Source organism: Luteolibacter sp. AS25 (genome assembly GCF_046736275.1).
Classification (GTDB): Bacteria; Verrucomicrobiota; Verrucomicrobiia; order Verrucomicrobiales; family Akkermansiaceae; genus Luteolibacter.
This window is the reverse complement of sequence record NZ_CP151837.1, coordinates 680935-705875: the sequence shown is the minus strand read 5'-3', so window position 1 is coordinate 705875 and position 24941 is coordinate 680935. Positions and strand designations below refer to the sequence as shown.

At 54.1% G+C, this 24941-nt stretch carries 19 protein-coding genes and 1 tRNA gene; 12 read left to right on the top strand and 8 right to left on the bottom strand.

The window, feature by feature from the left end; all coding sequences use genetic code 11:
- Positions 1-29: 29 nt before the first annotated feature.
- The gene (locus AAGA79_RS03360; RefSeq protein WP_411827366.1) at positions 30-1070 is read right to left on the bottom strand and encodes an aliphatic amidase; all 1041 of its coding nucleotides are present in this window, start codon (positions 1068-1070) and stop codon (positions 30-32) included.
- 153 nt (positions 1071-1223) lie between these two features.
- On the opposite strand from AAGA79_RS03360, the gene AAGA79_RS03355 reads away from it, so the two are divergent.
- Positions 1224-3614: an excinuclease ABC subunit UvrA gene (locus AAGA79_RS03355; protein WP_411827365.1), complete on the top strand. Its 2391-nt coding sequence runs from the start codon at positions 1224-1226 to the stop codon at positions 3612-3614.
- Positions 3615-3628: 14 nt separating this feature from the next.
- Here AAGA79_RS03355 and AAGA79_RS03350 read toward each other — a convergent pair whose 3' ends face one another.
- The gene (locus tag AAGA79_RS03350; RefSeq protein ID WP_411827364.1) at positions 3629-4894 is read right to left on the bottom strand and encodes an FG-GAP repeat domain-containing protein; all 1266 of its coding nucleotides are present in this window, start codon (positions 4892-4894) and stop codon (positions 3629-3631) included.
- A 182-nt stretch (positions 4895-5076) separates the two neighbouring features.
- On the opposite strand from AAGA79_RS03350, the gene carA reads away from it, so the two are divergent.
- The 3 genes from carA to AAGA79_RS03335 all read left to right on the top strand — a co-directional run bounded on the left by carA (position 5077) and on the right by AAGA79_RS03335 (position 8376).
- Positions 5077-6225, top strand: a complete 1149-nt coding sequence (gene carA, locus AAGA79_RS03345; RefSeq protein WP_411827363.1) for a glutamine-hydrolyzing carbamoyl-phosphate synthase small subunit — start codon at positions 5077-5079, stop codon at positions 6223-6225.
- A gap of 81 nt (positions 6226-6306) precedes the next feature.
- On the top strand, positions 6307-7575 hold the full coding sequence (locus AAGA79_RS03340) for an adenylosuccinate synthase (protein WP_411827362.1): 1269 nt from the start codon (positions 6307-6309) through the stop codon (positions 7573-7575).
- Positions 7576-7686: 111 nt separating this feature from the next.
- Positions 7687-8376, top strand: a complete 690-nt coding sequence (locus AAGA79_RS03335) for an isoprenyl transferase (protein WP_411827361.1) — start codon at positions 7687-7689, stop codon at positions 8374-8376.
- Positions 8377-8396: 20 nt separating this feature from the next.
- Here the strand turns inward: AAGA79_RS03335 and AAGA79_RS03330 are convergent, their stop codons facing one another.
- Genes AAGA79_RS03330 through AAGA79_RS03320 form a run of 3 tightly spaced genes read right to left on the bottom strand, consistent with a single transcriptional unit; the run spans position 8397 to position 14133 of the window.
- A complete protein-coding gene (locus tag AAGA79_RS03330; protein WP_411827360.1) occupies positions 8397-11513 on the bottom strand; it encodes an efflux RND transporter permease subunit in 3117 nt (1038 codons plus the stop codon).
- A 38-nt stretch (positions 11514-11551) separates the two neighbouring features.
- The gene (locus tag AAGA79_RS03325; RefSeq protein ID WP_411827359.1) at positions 11552-12685 is read right to left on the bottom strand and encodes an efflux RND transporter periplasmic adaptor subunit; all 1134 of its coding nucleotides are present in this window, start codon (positions 12683-12685) and stop codon (positions 11552-11554) included.
- A 5-nt stretch (positions 12686-12690) separates the two neighbouring features.
- Positions 12691-14133, bottom strand: a complete 1443-nt coding sequence (locus tag AAGA79_RS03320; RefSeq protein ID WP_411827358.1) for an efflux transporter outer membrane subunit — start codon at positions 14131-14133, stop codon at positions 12691-12693.
- Positions 14134-14233: 100 nt separating this feature from the next.
- Between AAGA79_RS03320 and AAGA79_RS03315 the strand changes: the two genes are divergently transcribed.
- From AAGA79_RS03315 to hpt, 7 genes are all read left to right on the top strand, one after another.
- Positions 14234-14743 carry a hypothetical protein gene (locus AAGA79_RS03315; protein WP_411827357.1) on the top strand — a complete coding sequence of 170 codons (510 nt, stop codon included), beginning with the start codon at positions 14234-14236 and terminating at the stop codon, positions 14741-14743.
- A 134-nt stretch (positions 14744-14877) separates the two neighbouring features.
- The gene (locus AAGA79_RS03310) at positions 14878-16209 is read left to right on the top strand and encodes a dipeptidase (RefSeq protein ID WP_411827356.1); all 1332 of its coding nucleotides are present in this window, start codon (positions 14878-14880) and stop codon (positions 16207-16209) included.
- Between the two features lie 11 nt (positions 16210-16220).
- Positions 16221-16889 (top strand): phytanoyl-CoA dioxygenase family protein, encoded by a 669-nt coding sequence (locus AAGA79_RS03305; RefSeq protein ID WP_411827355.1) that lies wholly within the window; start codon positions 16221-16223, stop codon positions 16887-16889.
- 77 nt (positions 16890-16966) lie between these two features.
- A complete protein-coding gene (locus AAGA79_RS03300) occupies positions 16967-18634 on the top strand; it encodes a glutamine--tRNA ligase/YqeY domain fusion protein (RefSeq protein ID WP_411827354.1) in 1668 nt (555 codons plus the stop codon).
- 9 nt (positions 18635-18643) lie between these two features.
- Positions 18644-19549 carry a ThuA domain-containing protein gene (locus AAGA79_RS03295; RefSeq protein ID WP_411827353.1) on the top strand — a complete coding sequence of 302 codons (906 nt, stop codon included), beginning with the start codon at positions 18644-18646 and terminating at the stop codon, positions 19547-19549.
- 59 nt (positions 19550-19608) lie between these two features.
- Positions 19609-21132, top strand: coding sequence for a malate dehydrogenase (quinone) (gene mqo, locus AAGA79_RS03290; protein WP_411827352.1), 1524 nt, complete (start codon positions 19609-19611; stop codon positions 21130-21132).
- Between the two features lie 96 nt (positions 21133-21228).
- Positions 21229-21765, top strand: a complete 537-nt coding sequence (gene hpt / locus AAGA79_RS03285) for a hypoxanthine phosphoribosyltransferase (RefSeq protein WP_411827351.1) — start codon at positions 21229-21231, stop codon at positions 21763-21765.
- Between the two features lie 16 nt (positions 21766-21781).
- Here the strand turns inward: hpt and AAGA79_RS03280 are convergent, their stop codons facing one another.
- The 3 genes from AAGA79_RS03280 to queD form a co-directional block, all read right to left on the bottom strand.
- Positions 21782-23167, bottom strand: a complete 1386-nt coding sequence (locus tag AAGA79_RS03280; protein WP_411827350.1) for a mechanosensitive ion channel domain-containing protein — start codon at positions 23165-23167, stop codon at positions 21782-21784.
- An 82-nt stretch (positions 23168-23249) separates the two neighbouring features.
- A tRNA-Pro gene (locus AAGA79_RS03275) sits at positions 23250-23326 on the bottom strand.
- Positions 23327-23400: 74 nt separating this feature from the next.
- Complete coding sequence (queD, locus tag AAGA79_RS03270) at positions 23401-23766, bottom strand: 6-carboxytetrahydropterin synthase QueD (RefSeq protein WP_411827349.1); 366 nt, start codon at positions 23764-23766, stop codon at positions 23401-23403.
- A 100-nt stretch (positions 23767-23866) separates the two neighbouring features.
- Here queD and AAGA79_RS03265 point away from each other — a divergent pair, with 100 nt between their 5' ends.
- Positions 23867-24925 (top strand): formylglycine-generating enzyme family protein, encoded by a 1059-nt coding sequence (locus AAGA79_RS03265; protein ID WP_411827348.1) that lies wholly within the window; start codon positions 23867-23869, stop codon positions 24923-24925.
- The last annotated feature ends 16 nt before the right edge of the window (positions 24926-24941 follow it).

The following is a 24941-nucleotide window of genomic DNA, read 5'->3' as shown; positions in this document are numbered from 1 at the left end:
TTGTATGGAAATTTTCAGAAAACGACCAATCAGGCCTCTTTCTCCTTATCCTCCACCGGAAGAGTTCCCACCGGACAATCCTTCACCCCGATAGTGCTGCGGGTCATCGCCTCCACATCCTTCTGCACACCTTCAGCGTCCATTACCCATTTCCGATAGAAATCAAATGGGCAAGTCGCTACCCCCTTATCGCCATCACCGGAATTATGAACTCCAGTGTATCCACGGTGCAGGAGCTTGAACAAATGGTTCTGTGATTGATCGTTCGCACGAGCATCGCGGATCTGGCTTACGGAAAGCTGCGCATACTGGATGCCCATATCTTCCTCTCCGCACTCTCCCAGAGTCCGCCCGTCAAAGCCGATGATCGCCGAGTGTCCGAAATACGAATACACCCCGTCAAATCCGGAAGCATTCGCCACTGCCACATAACAGTTGTTCGACCACGCCATACACTTGGACATCATCACCTGCTGCTCCTTGGCCGGATACATGTAACCCTGGCAGCGCACGATCAACTCAGCCCCCTTCATCGCACAATCACGCCAAATCTCCGGATAATTTCCATCATCACAGATGATCAAACTCAGCTTCATACCCTTCGGACCCTCCGTCACATAAGTCGTATCGCCCGGATACCATCCCTCGATCGGGCACCACGGAATACACTTCCGGTATTTCTGAACGATCTCTCCCTCATTATTGATCAGAATCAGCGTATTATAGGGCGCCTTCGCAGGGTGATCCTCATGCCTCTCACCCGTAATCGAAAATATTCCCCAGACATTGGACTCCTTACACGCAGCACTGAAAACGGCAGTCTCATCGCCCGGTATGGTCGCCGCAGTCTCCATCATTTCCGCTGGGTCATACATGATCCCCATTGTCGAATACTCAGGAAAAACCACCAAATCCATGCCTGGCAGCCCTAGCTTCATCCCCTTGATCATTTCCGCAATCTTGCCCGCATTCTCCAGAACTTCTGCCTTCGTATGCAACCGCGGCATCTTGTAGTTCACCACTGCCACACCCACCGTATCCGGACTGCTCGAAATATCACCGTGTCTCATAATCTTTTTCTCTTTAAAATAAATGGGAAATCTTCCCTCTTATTTGCACAAGCAACTAACATGCCAGCGATTGCGGAGTTTTCCTAACAGACTTTACCCGCAGTAACCCTCCCTCTTGAAGTTTGCCCCACAAAACCTAAACTCCCTCCCCAGATGGACAAAATCCTCATCCGCGGCGCCCGCCAGCATTACCTCAAAGACCTTACCGTCTCCATTCCCAAGGAGAAACTAACCGTCATCACAGGCCCATCGGGCTCGGGTAAATCCTCCCTCGCCTTCGATACCCTCTACGCGGAAGGCCAGCGCCGCTACGTCGAATCACTCTCCGTCTACGCACGACAATTTCTATCCCAGCTGGAGAAACCCGAAGTCGATTCCATCGAAGGGCTCAACCCCGCCATCGCCATCGAACAACGTGTCGGCGGCCTATCCCCACGCTCCACCGTCGCCTCCGCCACGGAAATTTACGATTACCTCCGCATCATCTGGTCCGCCACCGGCATTCCCCACGATCCGGAAACCGGCCAGGCCATGACCCGCATGGGGGCCTCGGAAATTATTACCGAACTCTCCGCCCAGCCGGAAGGCTCCAAACTCATCATCCTCGCCGCCGTCCCTGAAGAGGAAACAGCCGAACCCGAGCGCCTGCTCGGGGACCTCCAGCGCCAAGGCTTCATCCGCATCCGTCTAAACGGGGAAATCCAGGAAATCACAGAAGCAAGCCTCGATACTCCCGGCCCACATAGAATCGAAATCGTCATTGATCGCCTCGTCATCCGCCCCGGGATCGATTCACGCCTTGCCGATTCCATCGAGCTAGCCCTCCGCCTGTGCGGCGCCGAAGCAAAAGTCCTCCTAATGTCCCCCGGGGAAAAGGATTACCGTGAAATCACCTTCCAGACCTCCTACCGCAACCCCCGCACCGGCGAAATCTTCGGCGATCTTACCCCCCGCCACTTCTCCTTCAACACCCTCGAAGGCGCTTGCCCTGACTGCGAAGGCCTGGGCTGCAAAACATGCAACCACCTCCGCCTGAAAAAAGAACTCCAGCACGTAAAAGTAACCACCCCACAACCAAATTCCCCCACTAATCGATCATTGGGCATCATGGAATTTTGCCAGCTCGGCATCTCCGAGGCAAAAACCTGGATCTCATCCCTGAAACAAAACCCCGCCCCCATAGGCGAACTCGCGTCAGAAGTTGAAAAACGCCTCAGCTTCCTGGAAGACGTAGGCCTAGACTACCTCACTCTCGACCGTTCCTCCGGCACCCTCTCCGGCGGAGAAGTCCAGCGCATCAAACTCGCCACCCAGCTCGGCGCCGGCCTCTCCGGAGTCATCTACGTTCTCGATGAGCCCTCGATCGGCCTCCACTCCAGCGATACAGCCCGCCTCATCACCGCCATCAAACGCCTCCGGGACCTTGGAAACACCCTCGTCGTCGTCGAGCACGATGAAGATATCATCCGCGCCGCAGACCACCTCATCGATATGGGCCCCGGAGCCGGCCCCGAAGGCGGAGAAATCCTGGCAGAAGGTCCCCCACTCACCATCACCTCCCCCACCGGCCAGTGGTTGCGTGGAGAAATTCCCCGGTTTACCCCAAAAAAATCCAAACCATCCACTGAAACCCTCACCATCCACGGCGCCCGCGAGCACAACCTGCAAAACATCACCGTACCCATCCCGCTTCATCAGGTTGTCGTCATTTCCGGCCCCTCCGGCTCGGGAAAATCCACCCTCGCCACCGGCATCCTCGCAAAAGCCCTCGGCCGGCATTTCCATAATTCAAAAGACGAACCCGGCGCACACGATTCCATTACCGGTCTGGAAACCATCGAGAAATTCGTCCTCGCAGACCAATCCTCCATCGGACGCTCCCCCCGCTCCAACCCCGCCACCTTCATCGGCGCCTTTGATCTCATCCGCGATCTCTTTTCAAAACTCCCCCTCTCAAAACAACGCGGCTACGGCAAAGGCCGATTCTCCTTCAACGCCAAAGGCGGCCGCTGCGAACGCTGCCAAGGCAACGGCAAACTCAAAATCGAAATGCACTTCCTCCCGGATGCCTGGACAGAATGCCCGGCCTGCCTTGGGAAACGCTTCAACCGTGAGACACTCGAAATCACCTACAAGGGAAAATCCATCGCAGACATCTTGGAAATGTCCGTCAGCGAGGCTAAATCCCATTTCCGCCCCATCCCCAAGCTCTACCGCCTACTCAACACCATGGAAGAACTAGGCCTCGGCTACCTCTCCCTCGGACAGGCCGGAAACACCCTCTCCGGAGGAGAATCCCAGCGACTGAAACTCGCCCTGGAAATCTCAAAACCAAACTCCCCGCACACACTCTATCTCTTCGATGAACCCACCACCGGCCTCCACTTCGGCGATGTAGAAAAGCTCCTCAAAGCCATCTTCAAACTCCGCGACGCCGGCCACTCCATACTCATCATCGAGCACCACCCGGATATCATCGCCACCGCCGACCACCTCATACAACTAGGCCCCGGCGGAGGCAAAAACGGAGGAAATATCCTTTAGTTCTCCGCCAGCATTCATTTCTGCAGGTGAACAAACGCACCACGCTTATTTCCGCAGAACACATCCGCCTTCCCATCGCCATTCAGATCCCCCACGAAGACCTGCGTTCCAACTCCTGAATCCGCGTCGATCAGGTGAGGCACAAACGTCGCCTCTTTCCCATCACGCTTCAGCTCGAACCACAGCACCAGGGCCGGGGCATTTGATTCAGGATCACCGTGGCTACCATGCGCCCAGAACCGCTTGCCGGTTACAATATCTTCTACTCCATCTCCATTCATATCCTTCATCTCCAAAGCATGCGGCTGGGAAAAAACCACACCGGTTCCACCCGCATCATCGGGCGTGCCGGTGATTAGATGTTTGACCCAGCCATCTCCTTTTTGCTCGAACCACGCCAGACCATAGCCGTGTGCATTCAGGGCTGTAATCACATCGTTCAATCCATCGCCATTCACATCATAGGCAAACATCTGAGCCCCACCCACATTCGGCTTATCCGCCTCCTCGCGGAACTGCTGCGGGTGAAATTCCCAAACAGGATCCCCCTCCAAGCTCTCCGGCTGCTCCCACCATCCGTGCCCTTCGAGAATATCATTACGTCCGTCTCCATTCACATCTCCCGCCCCCAGGCCATGGGTGAACTTCATGTATTTGTTGTTCGGTGACACCGGATGCCACGCCCATGGTTCTTCCGGAGTTTCTGCATCGAAGCTCGCATAACCGATCACCCCCTTGCGCATGCACAGCAGATCCACCTGACCATCGCCGTCCACATCCACAAACATCGGCGATTCATTTTCAGTCACATCCAGCGCCACACGACGCTTCCACAGCCCCTCCGCTCCCTGCGGGTTTTCATACCAGAACGTTTCCTTCCCGGGAAATCCTGCCACGAGATAATCCTCCCATCCATCGGCGTTCACATCCGTCATCAGCGCAGCAAAATTATCGCTGTAGCCATTCTTCTTACTCTTCGCTCCGTGGAACCCCTCGATCTGACCCTTACCGCCACTCACCAAAGTTGTCTTCGTCCTCACTTTGTCGGGATAAATCGTATGCCTATTCTCGAAATCCGGTCCGGCAAACCAATACGGACCATAGACCAGATCAATCGCTCCATCCTTATCCACATCCCCCGCGGCGGCTCCCTCTGCCCAAAAATTATCAGTCAGCTGCTTTCTTTCCCAGCTCCCTTCCGATTGCGGCGGTGCCGTGGACTGAGCAAAAATCAGCAAGGCCAACAACGAACACGGAATAAGGATTTGATAAGTTTTCATTTTCTAAAAACGGATACTAACAATCGAAAGTTTCGGACTCCCACCGATTTCTCACGCAAATGGCCGGAAATTTACTCAAAACCTCATTTCACCCACCCCAACTACCCAAAACAAAAATTCTAACCAGCTTTCTGAAAATTTAGTGTTCCATCGTCCGCATTCCGTACATACCCTCCCGCACCGTGCCTACTACTGCGATTCTTGCCCTCGAAGACGGACGCTGCTTTCCAGGAATTTCCTATGGAGCAAGCGGAACGACCACCGGAGAAATCTGTTTCAACACATCGATGACAGGTTATCAGGAAGTCATCACAGATCCCTCATACCGCGGCCAGATCGTCGCCATGACCTATCCGATGATCGGAAACTACGGGGTAAACCCCGAAGATAACGAGTCCAGCGAACCGCACATCCGTGCCTTCGTCATCGAGGAACTCTGTGAGGTCCCTTCCAACTACCGATCCACCGAAAGCCTTGCCAGTTACCTGGAGCGTTACAACATCCTTGGTATCCAGGGGATTGATACCCGCGCCCTCACCAAGCACCTCCGTTCACGCGGAGCCATGCGCGCCTGTGTCACCACCGAACTCTCGGAAGAAGAAGCAGTCGAAGCAGCTAAAAATTCCGCACATATGGAAGGCTCCGACTTCGTCAAGGAAGTCACCACCAAGGAATCCTACATCTGGTCCGAAGAATCCAGAAAATGGGGACTCGCCAATCATTCCATCGGCGAAAGTGAGACATACAAGGAACTCCCTGACGCAAAATACAAGGTGGTCGCCATCGATCTGGGCCTGAAATACAATCAACTGCGCATGCTTCGCCAAGCAGGATTTGAAGTAGAAGTCGTCCCCGCCACCACTTCCGCCGCTGAAATCCTCGCGAAGAATCCCGACGGCCTGTTTCTCACCAACGGCCCGGGAGATCCGGCTGCACTCACCTACATCCACGCGGTGATTGAAGAGCTCATCCAGAAGATCCCGACTTTCGGCATCTGCCTTGGCAACCAGCTCCTCGCACACGCCTACGGCGGCAAAACCTTCAAACTTAAATTCGGCCATCGCGGGGGCAACCAACCCGTCAAGGATCTCCGCAGCGGTAAAATTTCCATCACCTCGCAGAACCACGGCTTCGCGGTCGATCCAGACTCCCTGCCGGATGATATTGAAGTCACCCACATCAATCTCAACGACAACACCGTCGAAGGTATGCGCCACAAGACTCTTCCTGTCTTCTCCGTGCAGTATCACCCGGAAGCCGCTCCCGGCCCGAACGATGCCGCGCACTTCTTTGAAGACTTCGCGGAAATGATCGAAAGTTCCAAGTCCTAAGCCTCGAACTCACTTTAAAAACTCCCGACACACACCTACGCGCACGCTTAGAAGACAGTGCTTAGATTTTAGAATTCCGTAATGAACACAGTTATCACAGGCCTCCAATGGGGCGACGAAGGAAAAGGCAAGATCGTTGACTACCTCACCGAAACAGCAGACGTAGTCATCCGTGGCCAAGGCGGCAACAACGCCGGCCACACAGTCATCGCCAAAGGCGAGAAATACGTTCTTCACCTTCTCCCTTCCGGCATCCTCTGGGACGATAAGATCAACGTCATCGGAAACGGTGTTGTGGTCGATCCAATCGGCCTCTGTGTTGAAATAGCAAGAATCGAAGGCCAGGGAGTCGAAATCGGGCCTGAGAAACTTCTCATCTCGGATCGCGCACACGTTGTCCTCCCGTTCCACAAAGAACTGGATGCCGCCCGCGAAATTTCCCTTGGAGACCAGAAAATCGGCACCACAAAACGCGGAATCGGCCCGGCCTACTGCGACAAGGTCAACCGCTGTGGCCTCCGCATGGCAGACCTTTTGGACCGCCCCTTCGCGGAAGCTCAAATCGTCAGACGCACGGCTGAAGTAAACGAGATCCTCGAAAAATACGATCTACCTACCTTCACTGCAGAAGCAGTCATCGAGGAAACCTTCACCGCTTTCGAGCGTCTCCGTCCGCATGTCACCAATACCATTCCAGTCCTCCACAAGGCATGGAAGGCCAAGCAGAACCTGCTCTTCGAAGGAGCCCAGGGAACTCTGCTTGATATCGATTTCGGCACATACCCTTTCGTAACCTCCTCCAATACCACCGCAGGTGGCTCCACCACTGGCACCGGCCTTCCGCCGACAGCCATCGAGGCAGTTATTGGCGTCTGCAAAGCCTACACAACACGTGTTGGCTCCGGCCCCTTCCCTACCGGCGACGAAGGACTTTCGGAATATCTTCACAACCTCGGCCGCGAATTCGGCGCCACCACAGGCCGCGCACGTGGTTGCGGTTGGCTCGATACCGTCCTTCTCCGCTTCGCATGCATGGTCAACGGTGTGACCGGCCTCGCAGTAACCAACGTCGATGGACTCGATGAATACGAAGAACTGAAAATCTGCGTGGCCTACGATATCGATGGCACACACCACGATCTACCACCGGCGGATCGCTCATCATGGGACCGCGCGAAGCCAGTTTACGAATCTCTTCCGGGCTGGAAACAGGACACTACCGCCTGCACCGAATACGATCAGCTCCCGGAGAACGCTAAGGCCTACCTCACCCGCCTTTCCGAGCTCTGCGAAGCACCGATCGCCTTCGTCGGCGTAGGCCCGGACCGAGCGCAAACCTTGAAGCGATAGGTTACTTCATCGGATCGATGAAAAACTATCCCTTCCACCTGGTAGCCATTCAGTCAAAACCCTGAATAGCTATCAAACAGGCAGGTTCATCCAGCGCCTCTTAGAATCAAGATGCAGCACATAGCAATCATCATGGACGGCAACGGCCGTTGGGCAAAGGAACGCGGCCTCCCGCGTGCCCAAGGTCACCGCGCAGGTGCCGAGTCCGTCCGTGAAGTCATGGAGGCATGCAAGGAGCTGGGAGTAAAATACCTCACACTTTACGCATTCTCCTCGGAGAACTGGAGCCGTCCGGAAGCTGAAATCAAAGCCCTGATGGCTCTTCTCGATCGTTTCCTTGATGAGAAAGGCAAGGAACTGGACAAACAAAACGTCCGTCTCCAGGCGATCGGCCAGATCGACCGGCTTCCAAAATCCACCAGAGACCGGCTCACGAAAATCCAGGAACGTACCAAGAACAACGATTCCATGACGCTGGTCCTGGCCCTTTCCTACGGATCCCGCGAGGAAATTACAGCATCCGCCCGCTCCATTGCGGAAGCAGCCCTAGCGGGTGAAATCACTCTGGATGAAATCACTCCGGAACTTTTCTCAAAACATCTCTACACCTCGGAAATACCGGATCCAGATCTCCTGATTCGCACTTCCGGCGAGATGCGGATTTCCAACTTCCTTCTCTGGCAGATCTCCTACTCGGAAATCGTCATAGTGAAGAAGATGTGGCCGGATTTCCGCCAAGGTGATCTTTTCGCCGCTGTGGAGGAATACAAAACCCGTCACCGCCGCTTCGGCGCACTCTAGGCGCCGGCGGGTCATCCAAACTACTGCATCGGCTTTTTCTCCAGCTCCAGATAGCTGCGCAGCCCCTTCCTGATATCGTTGATAATTATAAACAAGATCGGCAGCAGAAACAGCGTGATCAGGGTAGCAAAGAGAATCCCGAAGGCCAGGGAAGCTGCCATAGGCTTCAAGAACTGGGCCTGAACTTCCGTCTCGAGAAGCAATGGAGCCAAACCGAAGAACGTAGTGAGAGACGTTAGTAGGATCGCACGGAAACGATCTACCCCGGCCAACTTCACAGCCTCTTCGATTGATTTCCCTTCTTCCTGAAGATCGTTCACCGCACAAACCAGAACGAGCGAGTCATTCACCACCACTCCGGAGAGTGCCAGAATTCCGAACACAGAAAGAATCGAGATCGGGATCCCCATCACAAAATGTCCAAGTAGCGCGCCAATAATCCCGAATGGAATCACCGACATGATAATCAATGGCTTCAGGTAACTTTTCAGAGGAATCGCGATCAGGACATAGATGAAAATGATCGAGAACACAAAACCGGTGAGCAAGGAACTGATGGATTTTTTCCTCTGCTCCACCTCTCCACTCTCAGTGATTGAAATTCCCGGGTGCTTCGCCAGGAAATCTGGAAAGAACTGATCCTCGAGACGTTTGGTAATCAGGTCGGAGGAAGTCTTCGCCTTATCCACGGATGCCTCGATCGTGACCACACGCTTGTTGTCGATCCGCTCGATCGATGCCAGAGATTCGGAAAACTCGGTATTTGCGATAACAGGAAATGGAACCGCCGTGCCATCAGGAGCACGCACCCTCATTTCCCGCAGTGTCTCCAGTGAGCCACGCTGATCTTCCGGATACCTCACCATTACTTTCAATTCATCCCGGCCGCGTTGCACCCGTTGCGCCTCTCTACCGAAGAAGGCATCCCGCACGGCAAGCGCCAAATCATAGCGGGTAAATCCAGCAGCTTCCCCTTCCGGTGTGATCGAATAGACAATCTCCGGTTTTCCGGATTTGAAACTATCATTGATGTCGAAAGTCCCAGGGTAGGTATTTATCTCCGCGGAAAGCTCCTTCGCCGCTACTTCCAGCTCATCCAGATCATCGCTCTCCAGGTTGATTGCAAGGTCACCGCCGGGAGGGCCTGCTGTAGCCTTGAAGCTCAGCGAACGTGCACCTGCAACGTCTCCCACAGCTTTCCGCCAATCCTGAACGACCTGTTCCGATGAGAGATACGGACGAGTTGTGGACCTGGTCAACTCCGCCACTACAGATGAATCCGTATTGGAACTGGCGGCCACCTGGATATCTAGAAAAGGATTTTGCCCGTATTCCTTCTCATATTCCGCTCCCAGCTCACCGGCCATATCGGTAATTCGTATGGTCTGCGCATGGAGGTAATCAACCGATTGCCCCTGCTCCAGACTGAGATTCACACTGACATCATCGTTGTAGATATTCGGAAAGAATACGAAACGTAGCTGACCGGCGGGAAACAGTCCGAGCGTCACAATAAATACAGCTACAAATCCAGCCAGCACCGCATAGCGCCATGGAATAGCCCATAGGATCATCGGTCGGTAGCACTTCTGGACAAACCAGTTCAAGCCATCTGCGATTGCCTTCTGAAATCTGGCAAACCCCTTCGAGATGAAATTCTTTGGCTTCTTATGCACATTGATGTGCGCCAAATGCGCTGGCAGAATCAGCTTCGACTCAACCAGGGAGAAGATCAGACAGAATACCACTGTAGTCGCAATCTGGCCGAAAACATTACCCAACCGTCCACTGACCTGAGTGAGCGGAAGGAATGCCGCGATTGTAGTAATAACCCCGAAGGTCGCAGGGGTCACCACCCGGCTTACCCCTACCACGGTTGTCCGAATTGGATCCTCATCATCCGGTCCAGCGGCCTCTTTTTCCGTGTAGATCGATTCCCCAATCACGATCGCATCATCCACCACGATCCCAAGAACCACCAGAAAGCCGAACGCGGATATTATATTAACCGAGAGGTCCACCCCGGGCATCGGGAAAATGGTGACCGCTCCCGCCAGTGAAACGGGAATTCCAATCGCCACCCAGAAAGCCAGGCGAAGATTCAGGAACATCATCAGGATTCCCAGAACAAGAAGCACGCCGATCACCCCGTTCGAACCAAGCAAAGCCAGTCGATCGCGGATTTTCGTAGATCCATCCAGCCAGCTGGCTATTTCGATCCCCTCGGGGAGATCCTTGAAATTCTCAACAACCTGCGTCGCCTGCTCCACCGCATCAATGATGTCATCCTCGCCTTCGGTGACCACCTGCAAACTCGTGGTCGGTTTCCCCCGGAAGCGGTTGAGAAACTTCTGATCCACAAAAGCATCCCGGACATTTGCCACATCTTTCACAAAAATCCGGGTTCCGTCCGGATTTGTCCTCACTGGAATATTTTCGAAATCCGCTTTCCGGTAAGCTTGGTCTCTAGCACGCAGAGAAATATTTCCACGGTCCGAACGGACATCGCCGCCACCGAGATCCACCGAATTATTCGAGACAGCATCCGCCACCTCTTGGAAAGTTAATCCATAGCGCCGGAGTTGCTCTTCCGAGGGCTCCACGGAAACCTCGTAATCCCGCGCGCCGAAGGTCTCTACCAAAGAGATTGCCGGCATTGCCAAAAGCTCATCACGCAGGGCACGGGCGGTTTCTTTCCGTAGCGCCTCATTTTCCGATCCATAGATCTCCACCCACAAAACCTGATTCTGACGCTTGTTTTCCTCCACGACTGGCTTCTCCGCCTGGTCCGGGAGAGTCGAAATCGCATCAACCTGGACTTTCACATCATCCAGAAGCTTCTCCACATCATAGCCCTCGATTGCCTCGACAGTCACGGTAGCTTCGCTGTCGGAGCTCACCGAGCTGATTTCCTCAACCCCGCTGACGGATTCGAGGGCTTCCTCGATTTTAATCGCCACCCCTCGTTCTACGTTCTCCGGGGTTCCTCCCCTAATTTCCACAGAGACAGTCACGGATTCCGCCGCGAATGCAGGGAAACCCTCTTTCCTCACACTAAGGGCAGTGAAAATACCCGCCCCCAGAATGGAGATCATCAGAATGTTCGCCACCACCGGGTTCGAGGCGAACCACGTCATAAAAGGATGCTTGTTCAAAATATTAGTTTGCTAGGCGTTCACTCGGTTTCCGCTTCTTCAGCTGCCTTTACTTTCATCCCTGCGCGAAAATTACTCAGCGGCCGTGTGACGACCTGAAGCTCGCCCTTTTCCTCTTCTGGCTGGAGATATACCATCCCATCAGCTGAGTGAACCCTTTTAGCTACAAGCCTTTGCAGCTCCTGGTTCTCGTCCATATACCAGACGAAGCGATCTTCCACGAAGGCTGCTTCCGGCACTTCGTAGGATGCGGGAATAGGTTTTGCATCGATCGTGGCATTCGCAAACATCCCTACCGGCAAAGCCTTTTTCCCTTCCGAAAATGGATTGGAAACTTCAGCCACAGCGTAAATCACCTGATTCTGCTCATCTACTGTCGGCTCCATCCGCACCAGTTCAGCATCCCAGGTTTCATCCGGCTTCAGTGGACTGGAGAGTTTCGCCTTGGTGGGAATTTCCACCCGGAATGCCTGATCGGCAGTCAGTGGCAATCGGATTTCCACCTTCTCGGTGGAGACCAGTGTGCCAAGAGACGATTGTGAGGAGGCTTGATTTCCCGGCGACGCCACTCGTGCAGTCACGATTGCAGCAAATGGCGCGCGCACCTCGGTCCGGTCCAGGTCAGCCTGAGCTTTTTCAATCAGCGCCTTCGCGGATTCGATATCTGCCCTCGTTGCCGATAGCTGTGGTTTGCGCAAAACAAAGTCCGAAGCATCCTCAAGTCTACGTCCGGAAGCCTTCCAATCGCCAGACGCCTGCTCCGCCCTGATTTCCTCCTCCGCATACGTCCGCTCGGCGAGGGTCAGGACAGACTCCTGCTGGGCTAAAGCCGCCTTGTAATCGGTCGGGTCGATTTTCACCAGAATCTCGCCCTCCTCTACCATTTTTCCCACCCGGAAACTCTCGGATACAAAGGTGATCGAGCCGCTAACCTGTGGTGCAAGCGAAGTCTCGTAGTAACTCTTAACCGTCCCATAGCTTTTGATCGGCGGAGTGTGTTCGCTAGGTGAAATCGCCGATAGGTTCACAATCGGCACCACCTCCCGCGGCTGCTTGCTCTGTGGCGCCGGCTTCAGGCTACCTAGAAACTTGTAGCCGATCACGGCAAGGATCAGAATTGCGATCGGAATAATTATTTTGAGAGCGACTTTCATGGTGGTCAGTAAGCTTTTCCAAGCGCGAGAGCGAGAGTCACTCTGTTCTGGTAGCGTGCGTTTATGAGATTGATCAAAGTTTCTTCAGCAGTGAAACGCCGGCGCTTTGCCTCGAGAACATCAAGAATCTCGATCAGACCGGATTCATAGTTCCGCAGGCTGCGTTCTTCCGCATTTTTTGCCGCATCCAGCGCGCTAGCCGTCGCATCTTCCTGCTTTTTCAGGTAAAGCTCGGAACCGAGCGCATTCTCAACTTCGCGGAAGGCGTTCAAAACTGTCGAACGGTAGCTCGCCAAGGCCTGTTTTGCCCTGGCATTGGCCGCTCCAAGTTCCGCGCGCCTCTCACCACCGTCGATGATCGGAGCCGTCAGCCCTGCCGCAACCGACCATACAGTGAAATTTGATTTTGCCAGATCGCTAAGCGTGGCTGACTGCTGGCCACCGCTGGCTGTAAGGGTAAAACTCGGAAAAAGGTCACGGTGGGCCACTTTTACATTCGCGTCCGCTGCCAGAATTCGCTGATAGGCAGCGAAAATATCCGGTCTTACCTCAAGCAGAGTCGATGGAATACCAGCTGCCACACTTTTCTTCAGCGATGGCCAGGCCGAAGCCGCACGGTTATTATCCGGATACTCGCCGGACAAAGTTGCCAGAAGTCGTGCTGCCTGATCCCTCGCGTTCTTCTGCGCATTGATTTCCGAACGTGCATTTTCAGCATCCGTTTTTGCCAAACTCACCTCACCAAAATCCGCCGTTCCCAGCTCGAATCGTCTTTCAACCAGATCAATCGTGCTCTGGAAGGAAGCCAGCCTTTCCTCCGCCAGATCCCGTAGCTTCGTTGCCGCCACCAGATCAAAATACGCTTGCGCGGTTTGTGCCGCGATCGATTGGCTTGCCGCCGCGTAATCAGCCGCGGCAGCTTCCGCCGTGGAGTCAGCCGCTACTACACCTGCGCGGATCTTCCCCCATACATCCACCTCCCACTGCGCATCCAGGGAAGCGGTGTATTGCTCGGTAATAAAAGAGCCGGAATTGAAACCCGCTCCCGAAGAATTACTTTTCGACCGCCTTGCTCCACCATTTCCTGTGACTGATGGGAAAAGCCCCGCCCTGGCACTCCGTGTATTGAAACCCGCCTCCTCCAGAACAGCCGCAGCCTCCGCAAGATCCGGATTTTTCCGCTGCGCCAGCTCCATCTGATTCCGCAGCGCATTCCCTCCGAATACACCCGAAAGACTTGAAACCATTTCAGGAACCGCAGCCCTACCACTCGCATAATCACCCCGGATCGAAATATTCGCATCCTTTTCCCCTGCCTTCGGCATCGGGAGATTCGCGCAACCAACCGCGTAGAAACAAGCCAGACAAAGTGAAAAACGATAGGGGAACAGCATAAGACAGAGAAACGAGAGATAAACGACAATGGCCCTGCCAAGTTGCTGCGGCAAATTTATCTATGTACGGTGGAATGCAAATGGTATTTCGGAAAAAAATCTCCGGAACATCTCCGCACTTGCCGCCACCTATCAGCAGTGAGTAAATCCACTCATGTCATTTCTGAAATGGGCCCTGCTATCCGTCGTATCAATCGTTCTCTGCCAATGCGCCGGCAGTTCAGGCGGCAGCATCGGCGGTCCACCGAACATGGGCGGCCCCACTGTCGAACAGCGCAGTGAAAAAATCGCAAATGAACAAACCGGTGATTTCTACTACGGACGCCGCTACTACGTGAACAAAACACGCTTCTGGGGCTACCTCCGTAAACCTCGTCAATCCGCGGATCAGGCAAAACTCGTTCTGTTCGATGAGCGCAGCAAATACGCTCCGGACCGTAAATCGGAAAGCGGACCTCCCGGCGCCCGCTACGGCTACGATAACAATTACGAATACCGTATTTCCGGAAACTACACCGGCAAGGAGGCATACGATCCAAATAGCGACCAGTTCCTCCCTGTCTTCAGGCTCACCAACTATCAACTCGTCGAGACCAGTCCCGGCTGGCTCTTCAGCCCGAACGATCACTACGATCAAAATCGCTTCACTCTGATGAAAAACTAGGATCTGGCTCGCCGGCATGCTGCGGATACAGCCATCGCCTGCTTTTTGCTACAGATCGGAAAAGTAGCTTTGTTGAGCAATTCTGATTTCTTTTCCTTTGTCGGAGAGAAATCACAATCTAGCCTCTCACCAGAATGACACCCGAACTTCAGGAACTCTTTACCTTTCTCGCTTTTCCCAGCGTCTCCACAGACTCGAAACATAAGCAGGACGTCCTCTCCTGCGCGAATTGGCTCATTGAGAAACTCTCCGGGATGGGGCTCTCCACCGAGCTACACGAGACTCCCGGCCATCCAATCGTCATCGCGAGAAATGAGCACTCGCCGGACAAGAAAACCGTCCTCATTTACGGCCATTACGATGTGCAGCCTGCGGATCCATTGGCCCTCTGGGACACGCCACCCTTCGCCCCGGAAATCCGCGACGGAAAAATCTACGCCCGCGGCGCGACTGATAACAAAGGCCAGATGCTTGCCCACATCCTCGGCATCGAGAAGACCCTCAAGGAAAAAGGCAAACTCCCGGTCAACATCATCCTCCTCTTTGAAGGCGAAGAAGAAATCGGCTCACCGAACCTCGCCCCCTTCCTTGAGAAACATAAACAAGACCTCGCCTGCGATATCATCGCAATTTCTGATACAGGTATGGTCGCACCAAACACCGGTACTCTCGGCTACGGCCTGCGTGGTATCGCCTGTGCCGAGGTGAAAATCACCGGACCCGCCCGCGATCTCCACTCCGGACTTTTCGGCGGAGCCGTCGCCAACCCCGCCACCGCCGTAGCCCAACTCGTCGCCTCTCTACACCTTCCGGATGGAACCGTTGCCATCGATGGATTTTACGACGAAGTCCGACCACTTGAAGACTGGGAGCGCGAGATGTGGGCCAAGGTCCCCGGCGTAAAAGACGAAGACTTCCTCGAAGTCACCGGATCACCAGCCCTATTCGGCGAGCCTAACTACAGCTCTGCCGAACGCACCTGGGCACGCCCCACCGCCGAGGTCAACGGCATCGGCGGCGGCTACCAGGGAGAAGGATCGAAGACCGTTCTCCCCGCAGAAGCCTTTGTAAAACTCTCCCTCCGCCTCGTTCCTGATCAGGAGCCCCAGGTCATCCTCCAGAAACTCAAGACCCACCTCGAAAAACACTGCCCTCCCGGAGTGAACATCGAAGTGGAGCTCGGCCACGATGGCAAACCCTACGCCTGCGATCCGCATTCCGATTTTGGAAAAGCCGCCCAACGCGCTCTCAAAGCTACGTTTCCCGGCGAGCCAATGCTCATCCGCGAAGGCGGCTCCATCCCCATCGTCCAGGCATTCCAGGACATCCTCGGCACCGATACCCTACTCCTCGGACTCGCCCTCGCGGATGCACAGATCCACTCCCCGAACGAAAACTTCCCGATCCAGAACTTCGAAGCCGGAATCAGGCTCAACCAAGCACTCCTAGAAGAACTCGCGAAGTAACTGAATTACTAATGCTCTCAGAACTAGGATACGAGATTCACCGAGCTGCTTTCTCACATAGTGAAATTCAAGATTTGCGAATCGAGGCTGATCTAATTTCTGCGGAGGCGGGGTCGGCCTGTGTTCGAAATTTAACAATGCTCTCCGAAAGAATTCGTAACCTTTCAGTATCCACAAAACTAAAGGCACTACTTCCGTCATTGAATTATATACCAGTTCGCTCGATTCTTTTTGATAAAACATCTGCTGAGAACTGGCCAGTTGCCTGGCACCAGGATCTCACAATTGCCACCAAAGAAAAAAAGGATTGTGACGGCTACGGCCCGTGGAGCACCAAAGCTGGCGTAACACACACTCAGGCGCCAGTTGATCTACTCAGAAAAATGGCGACAATTAGAATTCATCTAGACCCAACGGACCGCAAAAACGGAGCGCTAATAGTCTCACCCTGCTCTCATAAAACAGGACGTCTCTCATCTGATCTTATCTCGGAATTTGTTTCCAGATCCTCTTATATCTGCGAGTGCCAGCCAGGAGATATCCTACTTATGTCGCCTCTCATACTTCACTCTTCAAAACGAAGCACCAATCCGAGTCGTCGGCGAATCCTCCATTTGGAATATGCTCCACAAGACGCACTTGACCAACGTCTCAACTGGCACGAAACACATTCAACATAGACCTACGAGCATCATTTCTCTCGGGCAAATATCATCTAAATTTCCCGCAGATCACTCAATATCTTCCACTGCATCCCATGTCAGACTCTCCCAAGCTAGATTTTATCCGCGAAATCATCTCCACCGACCTTTCCACCGGAAAACACGAGACCCCCATCACCCGTTTTCCACCGGAGCCCAACGGCTACCTCCACCTCGGCCACGCTAAGTCCATCTGCCTGAACTTCGGCATCGCCCAGGAAAATCCAGGGGCAAAGTGTAACCTCCGCTTCGATGATACCAACCCGGAGAAGGAAGAAACGGAATATGTGGATTCCATCAAGGAAGATGTAAAATGGCTCGGTTTCGATTGGAACGATGACCTTTACTTCGCCTCGGACTACTTCGAATTTTTCTACAACTGCGCCGTAGACCTCATCAACAAAGGGCTTGCCTACGTGGACGAGGAATCCCCCGAGGAAATTAAACTCCACCGCGGAAACGTTAACACCCCCGGCACCCCATCCGGTTTCCGGGAGCGCACCATCGAGGAAAATCTCGAAGCCTTCGCGAACATGAAGGCGGGGAAATACAAGGAAGGCCAAGCCGTCCTCCGTGCAAAAATCGGGCTCACCTCATCCAACATGAACATGCGCGATCCAGTCATGTATCGTATCATGCATGCCGCCCACCACAGGACCGGCAGCGATTGGTGCATCTACCCGATGTATGACTTCGCCCACCCACTCGAAGACGCCCACGAGCACATCACCCACTCACTCTGCACGCTGGAGTTCGAGAATCATCGCCCGCTCTACGATTGGTTTATTAAAAACTGCCCCGTGCCCTCCGCGCCACGCCAGATCGAGTTTGCCCGCCTCAGCCTCACCTACACCATCATGAGCAAGCGCAAGCTACTCCAACTCGTGAACGAAGGCCACGTCTCGGGCTGGGATGACCCACGCCTCCCTACCATTTCCGGTATCCGCCGCCGTGGCTACCCCGCCGCAGCCATCCGCGCTTTCTGCAAAAGAATCGGCATTACAAAATACAACGGCACCACCGACGTAGCCTTGCTTGAGCACGATATCCGCGATCACCTCAACACTCACGCACCCCGCCGCATGGCAGTGCTGGAGCCGCTCAAGGTCCTCATCGAAAACTTCAGTGAAGAGCCTACAACCAGCGCCACTATCCCGAACCACCCCCAGGACGCCTCATACGGGGAGCGCGAGGTTACCCTCTCCGCGGAAATCTACATCGAGCAGGAAGACTTCATGGAAGATCCTCCGAAAAAATTCTTCCGCCTTGGCCCGGAACGCTACGTCCGCCTCCGTGGCGGCCCTATCATCCAGTGCACCGGATTTGAGAAAAGCGAGTCAGGGGAAATCACCCTCGTTCGCGCGAATCTCCTACCCGACACCACAGGAAAAGACGCGCCAGAGGGAGTTAAGTGCAAAGCAGCCATTCATTGGGTGGATGCCGCCACCGCCGTAGATGCCGAAGTCCGCCTCTACGATCGACTTTTCACAGTCGAGGATCCTGACTCAGCTGAAGGTGGTTTCACCTCAGTTCTCAATCCGGACTCCGTCAAAACCGTCACCGCCAAGGTCGAAGCATCCCTAGCTGGCGAAGCGCCTGGCACCTCCTTCCAATTTGAGCGCAATGGCTACTTTGTCACCGACTCCAAGGATCACAAACCTGGTGAAAAGACGGTATTCAACCGCACAACCCCTCTTCGCGATTCCTGGGGCAAGGCGAAATAGGCAACCCTCATGCCCAGAAAAAAACTCCTCACGACCGCCGCATTCGTAGCGATCTCCCTTGTTTTTCCAGCACTGCTCAGTGCGGCGCCGGAAAAACATAGGGTCCTGATCGTCGATGGTTTCAGCAATCACGACTGGAAACAAACGACCCGCCTCACGAGTAGAATCCTCGAGGAAACCGGACTGTTCACCGTCGAGGTAAGCACTGCGCCCACATCTGATGATGGGCAGGTTCGAGCTGCATGGCGTCCGGATTTCTCAAGTTACGACGCGGTCATCCAGAATTGTAACAACCTCCAGAACAAGGTCACCTGGCCCGAGGAAGTTCGCACCCATCTGGAAAACTACGTCAACTCGGGAGGAGGCCTATATATTCTCCACTCCGCCAATAACTCGTTCGCGGAATGGGACGAGTATAACAAAATGATCGGACTCGGCTGGAGAAAAAAGGACTTCGGCACCGCCATATCCATCACCGAAAGCGGGGAAATCGAAAGAATCCCGCCCGGTGAAGGCACAAACACCGGTCACGGCCCACGAAATGATGTGGTCCTCACGAAACTCTCCGACCACCCGATCAACAAAGACTTCCCGGCAAAATGGATGGCGGCCGATCTGGAGCAATACTTCTACTGCCGTGGCCCAGCCGAAAACCTCACGGTCCTCTCCTATGCCAGAGAACCTAAGACGGGCCTTAATTTTCCAATCGAGTGGACAGTGAAATACGGCAAAGGAAACGTCTACAACTCCACCTACGGCCACGTGTGGGAAAACCAGGACCGCCCACCCGGTTCACGCTGCATCGCGTTCCAGACATCCTTCATCAGGGCAATGGAATGGCTCTGCTCGGGTAAAACATCCTATCCGCTCCCGGAAAATTTCCCGACCAGCACTGAAATAGAGCTCGGTAAATAGTGGAAACACTTGCACCAAATTCCACGTTCTGGCAATGAGCCTGCTTACTTTTAAAGCCGATGGAAAACAGCTCTCAATCCTCAAAATCGTCCTCCCACCCGGAACGTATCGCCACCTTTGCAGAGCCGGACGTAGTCCTCATCGGCGGAGGAATCATGAGCGCCACACTTGGCGTATTGCTCCACCAGCTTGATCCCTCCCTCGAGATTCAGATTGTCGAGGCTCTGGCAGATGTCGCAAAGGAAAGCTCAAACCCTTGGAACAACGCCGGCACAGGCCACGCTGCCCTCTGTGAGCTCAATTACACCAAGGAAAACGCGGACAACTCCGTTGACATCTCCAAGGCGCTTGAAATCAACGAGGCCTTCGAGGTCTCCAAGCAATTCTGGGCCTTCCTCGTGAAAGCCGGCATCCTTCCGAAACCAGAGGATTTCATCACAAACGTGCCGCATATGAGCTTCGTATGGGGCGAGGAAAACTCCAACTTTCTCAAACGTCGCCACGAGGCAATGTCCTCCCACCATTTCTTTTCCGAAATGGAATTTACCAGCGAATGGGAAAAAATTGCCGAGTGGGCACCACTTCTTCTCGAAGGACGAGATCCAGCGGAACCTATCGCCGTAACGCGCGCGCGAGGAGGCACCGATGTTAACTTCGGTGCGCTTACCCAAGCCCTCGTCGACTATCTCGAGGCGAAGCCTCAGATCAAGCTCGCCACCAGTCACCTGGTCCGCGACATCAAGCGCACCAAGGACGGCCGCTGGCACCTCACGGTCAAAAACCTGGACAAAAAAATCAACCGTTCCATCAAAGCTCCCTTCGTATTCGTGGGAGCTGGCGGGGCATCTCTTCCTCTCCTCCAGAAGTCCGGTATCCCTGAAGGAAAGGGCTTCGGCGGCTTCCCGGTCAGCGGCCAATTCCTCGTATGTGACAATCCGGAGCTCGCCAATCAGCATCAGGCAAAGGTCTATGGAAAAGCCGCCGTTGGCGCGCCGCCAATGTCAGTCCCCCACCTCGATACCCGAATTATCGATGGGAAACGCTCCCTCCTTTTCGGCCCATTCGCAGGATTTTCCCCGAAATTCCTCAAGTCAGGCTCCCTTTTCGATCTTCCCGGCTCCGTCCGCCTGAACAATCTTGTCCCGCTACTCGCCGTAGGTAAGGACAACATGGATCTCACCCGCTATCTCATCGAGCAGGTCATCCAATCTCCGGAAGATCGCCTCGATGCGCTCAAAGAGTTTTTCCCCGGTGCCAACCTTTCCGATTGGCACCTGTCCACCGCCGGCCAACGCGTGCAAATTATCAAAGAGGACAAGAAATCAGGCGGAAAACTCCAGTTCGGTACAGAGATCGTTTCCGCAGCCGATGGCTCGCTCGCAGCACTGCTTGGCGCATCCCCCGGTGCGTCCACCGCGGTGGATGTGATGGTCGAGATTATCGAGAAATGCTTCTCCAAACGCCTACCTGAATGGAAAGGAAAACTCAGCGAGATCCTTCCATCCTACGGCCATAAACTCAGCGAAGAGCCTGACCTCTACGCCACAGTGCGCGCAGACTCCGATAGCACACTTGCTTTGTAGCGGCCTAAGCGCCCACCTAATTCCTTAAAGTAGCAACGGTGTCACCAATTGGATTTCATCCTTTGCCTATTCCCCGCTAACCACAGAATCCCATCCATGAAAAACGACATCGAACGCATCCTTATCGACGAAGCTGTTATCCAGAAACGCCTCGATACACTCGCCAGTAAAATCGAAGATGAGTTCCCGGCCGGGCCTATTGTCGTAATCATCCTGCTCAAGGGCGCGCTCGTATTCGCATCCGACCTCCTACGCCGGATTCCCCGCGAGCTTTCGATCGAATGCCTTAACGTCGCAAGCTACCACGGGGGACTGGAAAGCTCCGGCAAAGTGGACTTCCTTGATCGCCATTTCCCGGAGGTAAAAGGTAAGCACATCCTCCTCTTGGACGATATCCTCGATACCGGCCGCACTCTAAGAGCTGTCGCTGATCGCCTGACAGAAGAAGGCGCGGCTGCGGTTCACACCGGCGTCCTCCTCGCCAAAGACAAAAAGCGGGCGGAAGAAGTTGAGGCGGACTACATCGGCTTCGAGATCAATGACGAATTCGTCGTCGGCTACGGCTTGGATTACAAAGGAAAATACCGGAACCTTCCATATGTGGGGGTTCTCAAATTATCCGCAGCAAACTAGCGATTCATTCCAGGATTTACTCTTCAGGCATTTTTACAGCCTTATCCTCAAGGAGGTTCTCATCCTTCGTTTCCAGCTTCTCCGCCTCTATCTGATCGTCGATCGTGCGATCGGGTGAGGTATCGCTCAGTTCCACATCGAAGAACCCAGCATCCGGCTTCTTCCGGAGCCTATCAGGCTTGGAAGGTTGCGCTGTCACAGATTGTTCATCCGGCGATATCTGAATACTGTTTTTTAAAACCACCCGATAGATAGGCTCCGGCATTTCGATTCCGGCATCATCATATGCCATCTTAACCAGCCGGATCGTCTCGCTCTTGGTTTTCAGGAAATCACTGGCCCGTTGGTCCAGCCACCCGAAGAACCGTAATATGACGGTGCTATCGCCCAAGCTGTCCACCGTTACCGATGGCTTGGGGTCTTTCAGAATACCGGGACTGCTCTTCATCGCCTCCAGCCCTACCTGCCGCGCTTCATTCAGCTCAAGGTCCACTGATACGCCAACTGTGAATTCAAGCCTTCTCAAGGGATTCCTGGAATAGTTCAGCAACTCCGAATTCATCACCACGCTATTCGGGATCCGCAGATGATTGCCATCCAGCGTAATCAACACCGTGTCGCGCGCGCTCAGAGCAGCCACCTTTCCTATCATTCCGTTCAGCTCGATCGCATCACCCAGCTCAAAGGGATTGCGGGTGCTCAGCAAGATTCCCGCCAGATAGTTCTCGGCGATATTCCGAAAGGCAAAACCAATAGCCAATCCCGCCAGGCCTGCCGCACCCAGGATTGCACCAACCACCGCCGTGGCATCCAGGATTTCCAAGGCGATGATAAAACCAATCCCGATCAGTGCCATCCGGATAACGCGACGAATCAGCACACGCGTCAGGGAGGAAATTTTCCACCTCTTGAACCAGGTTTCCCTGCGATGAAGGAAATTCGCCAACCATATCGATACCGCCACTACCAGAATGGCGATGCCGATCAGAGGTAATTTCGTAACAAAGGATGTCCGTAGCGCCCTAAGCTTTTTCAACGCCGGGGTGAGCTGCGCCTGCACCTCCGCGGCCACCTGCAGGCGATCAACGGTAAAAATTACACCATCCGTCCTCTCCGCCAGCGCTAGTGCATTCGCCCGCGAGCTCTCATCCGGGACTGTTCCGTGTAGCCTGACCACTCCGGAAATTACCTCGCAGGTAACATTCTCGAATTCCCTCACCTGACTGAAAATTCCATTCAACCGCTCCTCGATCGCCTCATCCGAGGTCACATCCGTCACCTCCACTACGGCATCGGTAGCCTTCGTTGTCTCCTCGTCCTGCGCGGATGCAGCGGAAAAAAAGGAAAAGAGCGGAAACAGACACCAGAGAAACGCTTTCATCTCCGCGAGACTAGCCGCCATGGATAAAGCTCAATAGTGAAATCCTAAATTTACCCGAAAAAAATGCCCCGATTTCCGAAAAAACAGGGGCAAAATTATAAGGTGGTCGGGACGGCGAGATTCGAACTCACGACATCCTGCTCCCAAAGCAGGCGCTCTACCAGGCTGAGCTACGTCCCGTGACGGGGCGGGGAAATTGATCCAACCTGCCGATCAACGCAAGTTAAATTGACGTAGTTTTGAAATCTTTTTTCTCAGAACTCGCCCTTGAAGGAACAGCGGGCCGTAGGCGTCTCGAAAATGACGATTTCCGCCAATCCCGGCAACTGTGGAGCCAGCTTTTTCCAGAACCAACCGGCCAGAATCTCAATCGTGGGACTTTCCAGCCCCTCGACGTCGTTCAGATAGGCGTGATCCAGCTTGTTCAGTAGCGGCTTCATGGCCTTGGAAATGAGCTTGTGATCATAAACCCAGCCGATTTTTTCATCTACTATGCCTTCGATGGATATCTCCACCTTGAAGCTGTGACCATGCATCTGCCGGCATTTGTGGTCCTCGGGCAAAGAGGGTAAAGTATGTGCCGCCTCGAATCGGAAATCTTTTGTCAGTCTCGCTTTCATAAACTTGCAGGAAAACTACTCCCTTAACCGGCAACAAAGAAACCTGAAATCTCTTCATTCTTTGTGATGGATAGAACCGGAAGCCAACGTATCCTCAAGCGTGACCAAGACGATACTCTCACTATTTCTAATATTCACCTCGGGGGCATTGATCTCCTGTAAACAGGAAGCGGAACCCAAAAGCGACCCGATCGAGAAAAAAGACGGGATGGTAAAAATCGAAGGGGGGCTTTCGAAGGTAGGTTCGGAAGGCTCATTCAGCACCCCGTATGGAAAAAAGGAATTCCCGGAGGAAGCTCCAATGAAGGAGTTCGAGATCGAAGGATTCTGGATCGATGAAACAGAAGTAACCAACGATCAGTTCGCTGCCTTTGTCGATGCAACCGGTTACGTCACTTTCGCAGAGCAGGAAGCAAACATCGCTGATTTCCCTCCCCAGATCCTCGCCAACTTGCCCAAGCCACCTTTCAACCAGGGAGCAATGGTATTCACACCACCGAAGGAATTCGAAGGCGACCCTAATGAACCGGGCGCCTTCATGTCATGGTGGCGTTGGGATAACGCAGCTAACTGGCGCCATCCGATGGGCGGAGGCTCCAGCATCGAAGGCAAGGGCAGCCATCCTGTGGTAGCAGTCAATCATGACGATGCCGCCGCATATGCGAAGTGGGCAGGAAAACGCCTGCCTACAGAAGCGGAATGGGAACTAGCCGCCCGCGGGGGACTGAAGAACAAGACTTATACCTGGGGGGATGAGATGAAGCCCGGTGATAAATGGATGGCCAATACGTTCCACGGTGATTTCCCGGAAAACAACACGGCTGAGGACGGATTCACCGGCTCAGCTCCTGTAAAATCATTCCCACCCAATGGATTCGGACTTTATGACATGGCCGGCAATGTCTGGGAAATCTGCTCTGATTTCTACGATCCCGAGTTCCGCGCGAAATGCGATAATTGTGACCCGTCGGGACCAGACACCTGGGTCAGCCGCTCCACAGGCCAAAAGGGCGAAGGCTCTCCAAGCCATGTGACGAAAGGAGGATCTTTCCTCTGCCACATTTCCTACTGCATGCGCTACCGCCCGGCAGCGCGCCATTCCATCGAGAATGATTCCCCGGCGGACCACATCGGCTTCCGCTGCGTGAAGGACCTATAGTGCTCTTAAATCACGG

Bases quoted from the DNA above. Each gene is read 5' to 3' on its own strand.
- AAGA79_RS03360 (WP_411827366.1), bottom strand. From the start codon at position 1,070: ATGAGACACGGTGATATTTCGAGCAGTCCGGATACGGTGGGTGTGGCA.
- AAGA79_RS03355 (WP_411827365.1), top strand. From the start codon at position 1,224: ATGGACAAAATCCTCATCCGCGGCGCCCGCCAGCATTACCTCAAAGAC.
- AAGA79_RS03350 (WP_411827364.1), bottom strand. From the start codon at position 4,894: ATGAAAACTTATCAAATCCTTATTCCGTGTTCGTTGTTGGCCTTGCTG.
- AAGA79_RS03340 (WP_411827362.1), top strand. From the start codon at position 6,307: ATGAACACAGTTATCACAGGCCTCCAATGGGGCGACGAAGGAAAAGGC.
- AAGA79_RS03335 (WP_411827361.1), top strand. From the start codon at position 7,687: ATGCAGCACATAGCAATCATCATGGACGGCAACGGCCGTTGGGCAAAG.
- AAGA79_RS03330 (WP_411827360.1), bottom strand. From the start codon at position 11,513: ATGACGTGGTTCGCCTCGAACCCGGTGGTGGCGAACATTCTGATGATC.
- AAGA79_RS03325 (WP_411827359.1), bottom strand. From the start codon at position 12,685: ATGAAAGTCGCTCTCAAAATAATTATTCCGATCGCAATTCTGATCCTT.
- AAGA79_RS03315 (WP_411827357.1), top strand. From the start codon at position 14,234: ATGTCATTTCTGAAATGGGCCCTGCTATCCGTCGTATCAATCGTTCTC.
- AAGA79_RS03310 (WP_411827356.1), top strand. From the start codon at position 14,878: ATGACACCCGAACTTCAGGAACTCTTTACCTTTCTCGCTTTTCCCAGC.
- AAGA79_RS03305 (WP_411827355.1), top strand. From the start codon at position 16,221: ATGCTCTCAGAACTAGGATACGAGATTCACCGAGCTGCTTTCTCACAT.
- AAGA79_RS03300 (WP_411827354.1), top strand. From the start codon at position 16,967: ATGTCAGACTCTCCCAAGCTAGATTTTATCCGCGAAATCATCTCCACC.
- AAGA79_RS03295 (WP_411827353.1), top strand. From the start codon at position 18,644: ATGCCCAGAAAAAAACTCCTCACGACCGCCGCATTCGTAGCGATCTCC.
- mqo (WP_411827352.1), top strand. From the start codon at position 19,609: ATGGAAAACAGCTCTCAATCCTCAAAATCGTCCTCCCACCCGGAACGT.
- hpt (WP_411827351.1), top strand. From the start codon at position 21,229: ATGAAAAACGACATCGAACGCATCCTTATCGACGAAGCTGTTATCCAG.
- AAGA79_RS03280 (WP_411827350.1), bottom strand. From the start codon at position 23,167: ATGGCGGCTAGTCTCGCGGAGATGAAAGCGTTTCTCTGGTGTCTGTTT.
- queD (WP_411827349.1), bottom strand. From the start codon at position 23,766: ATGAAAGCGAGACTGACAAAAGATTTCCGATTCGAGGCGGCACATACT.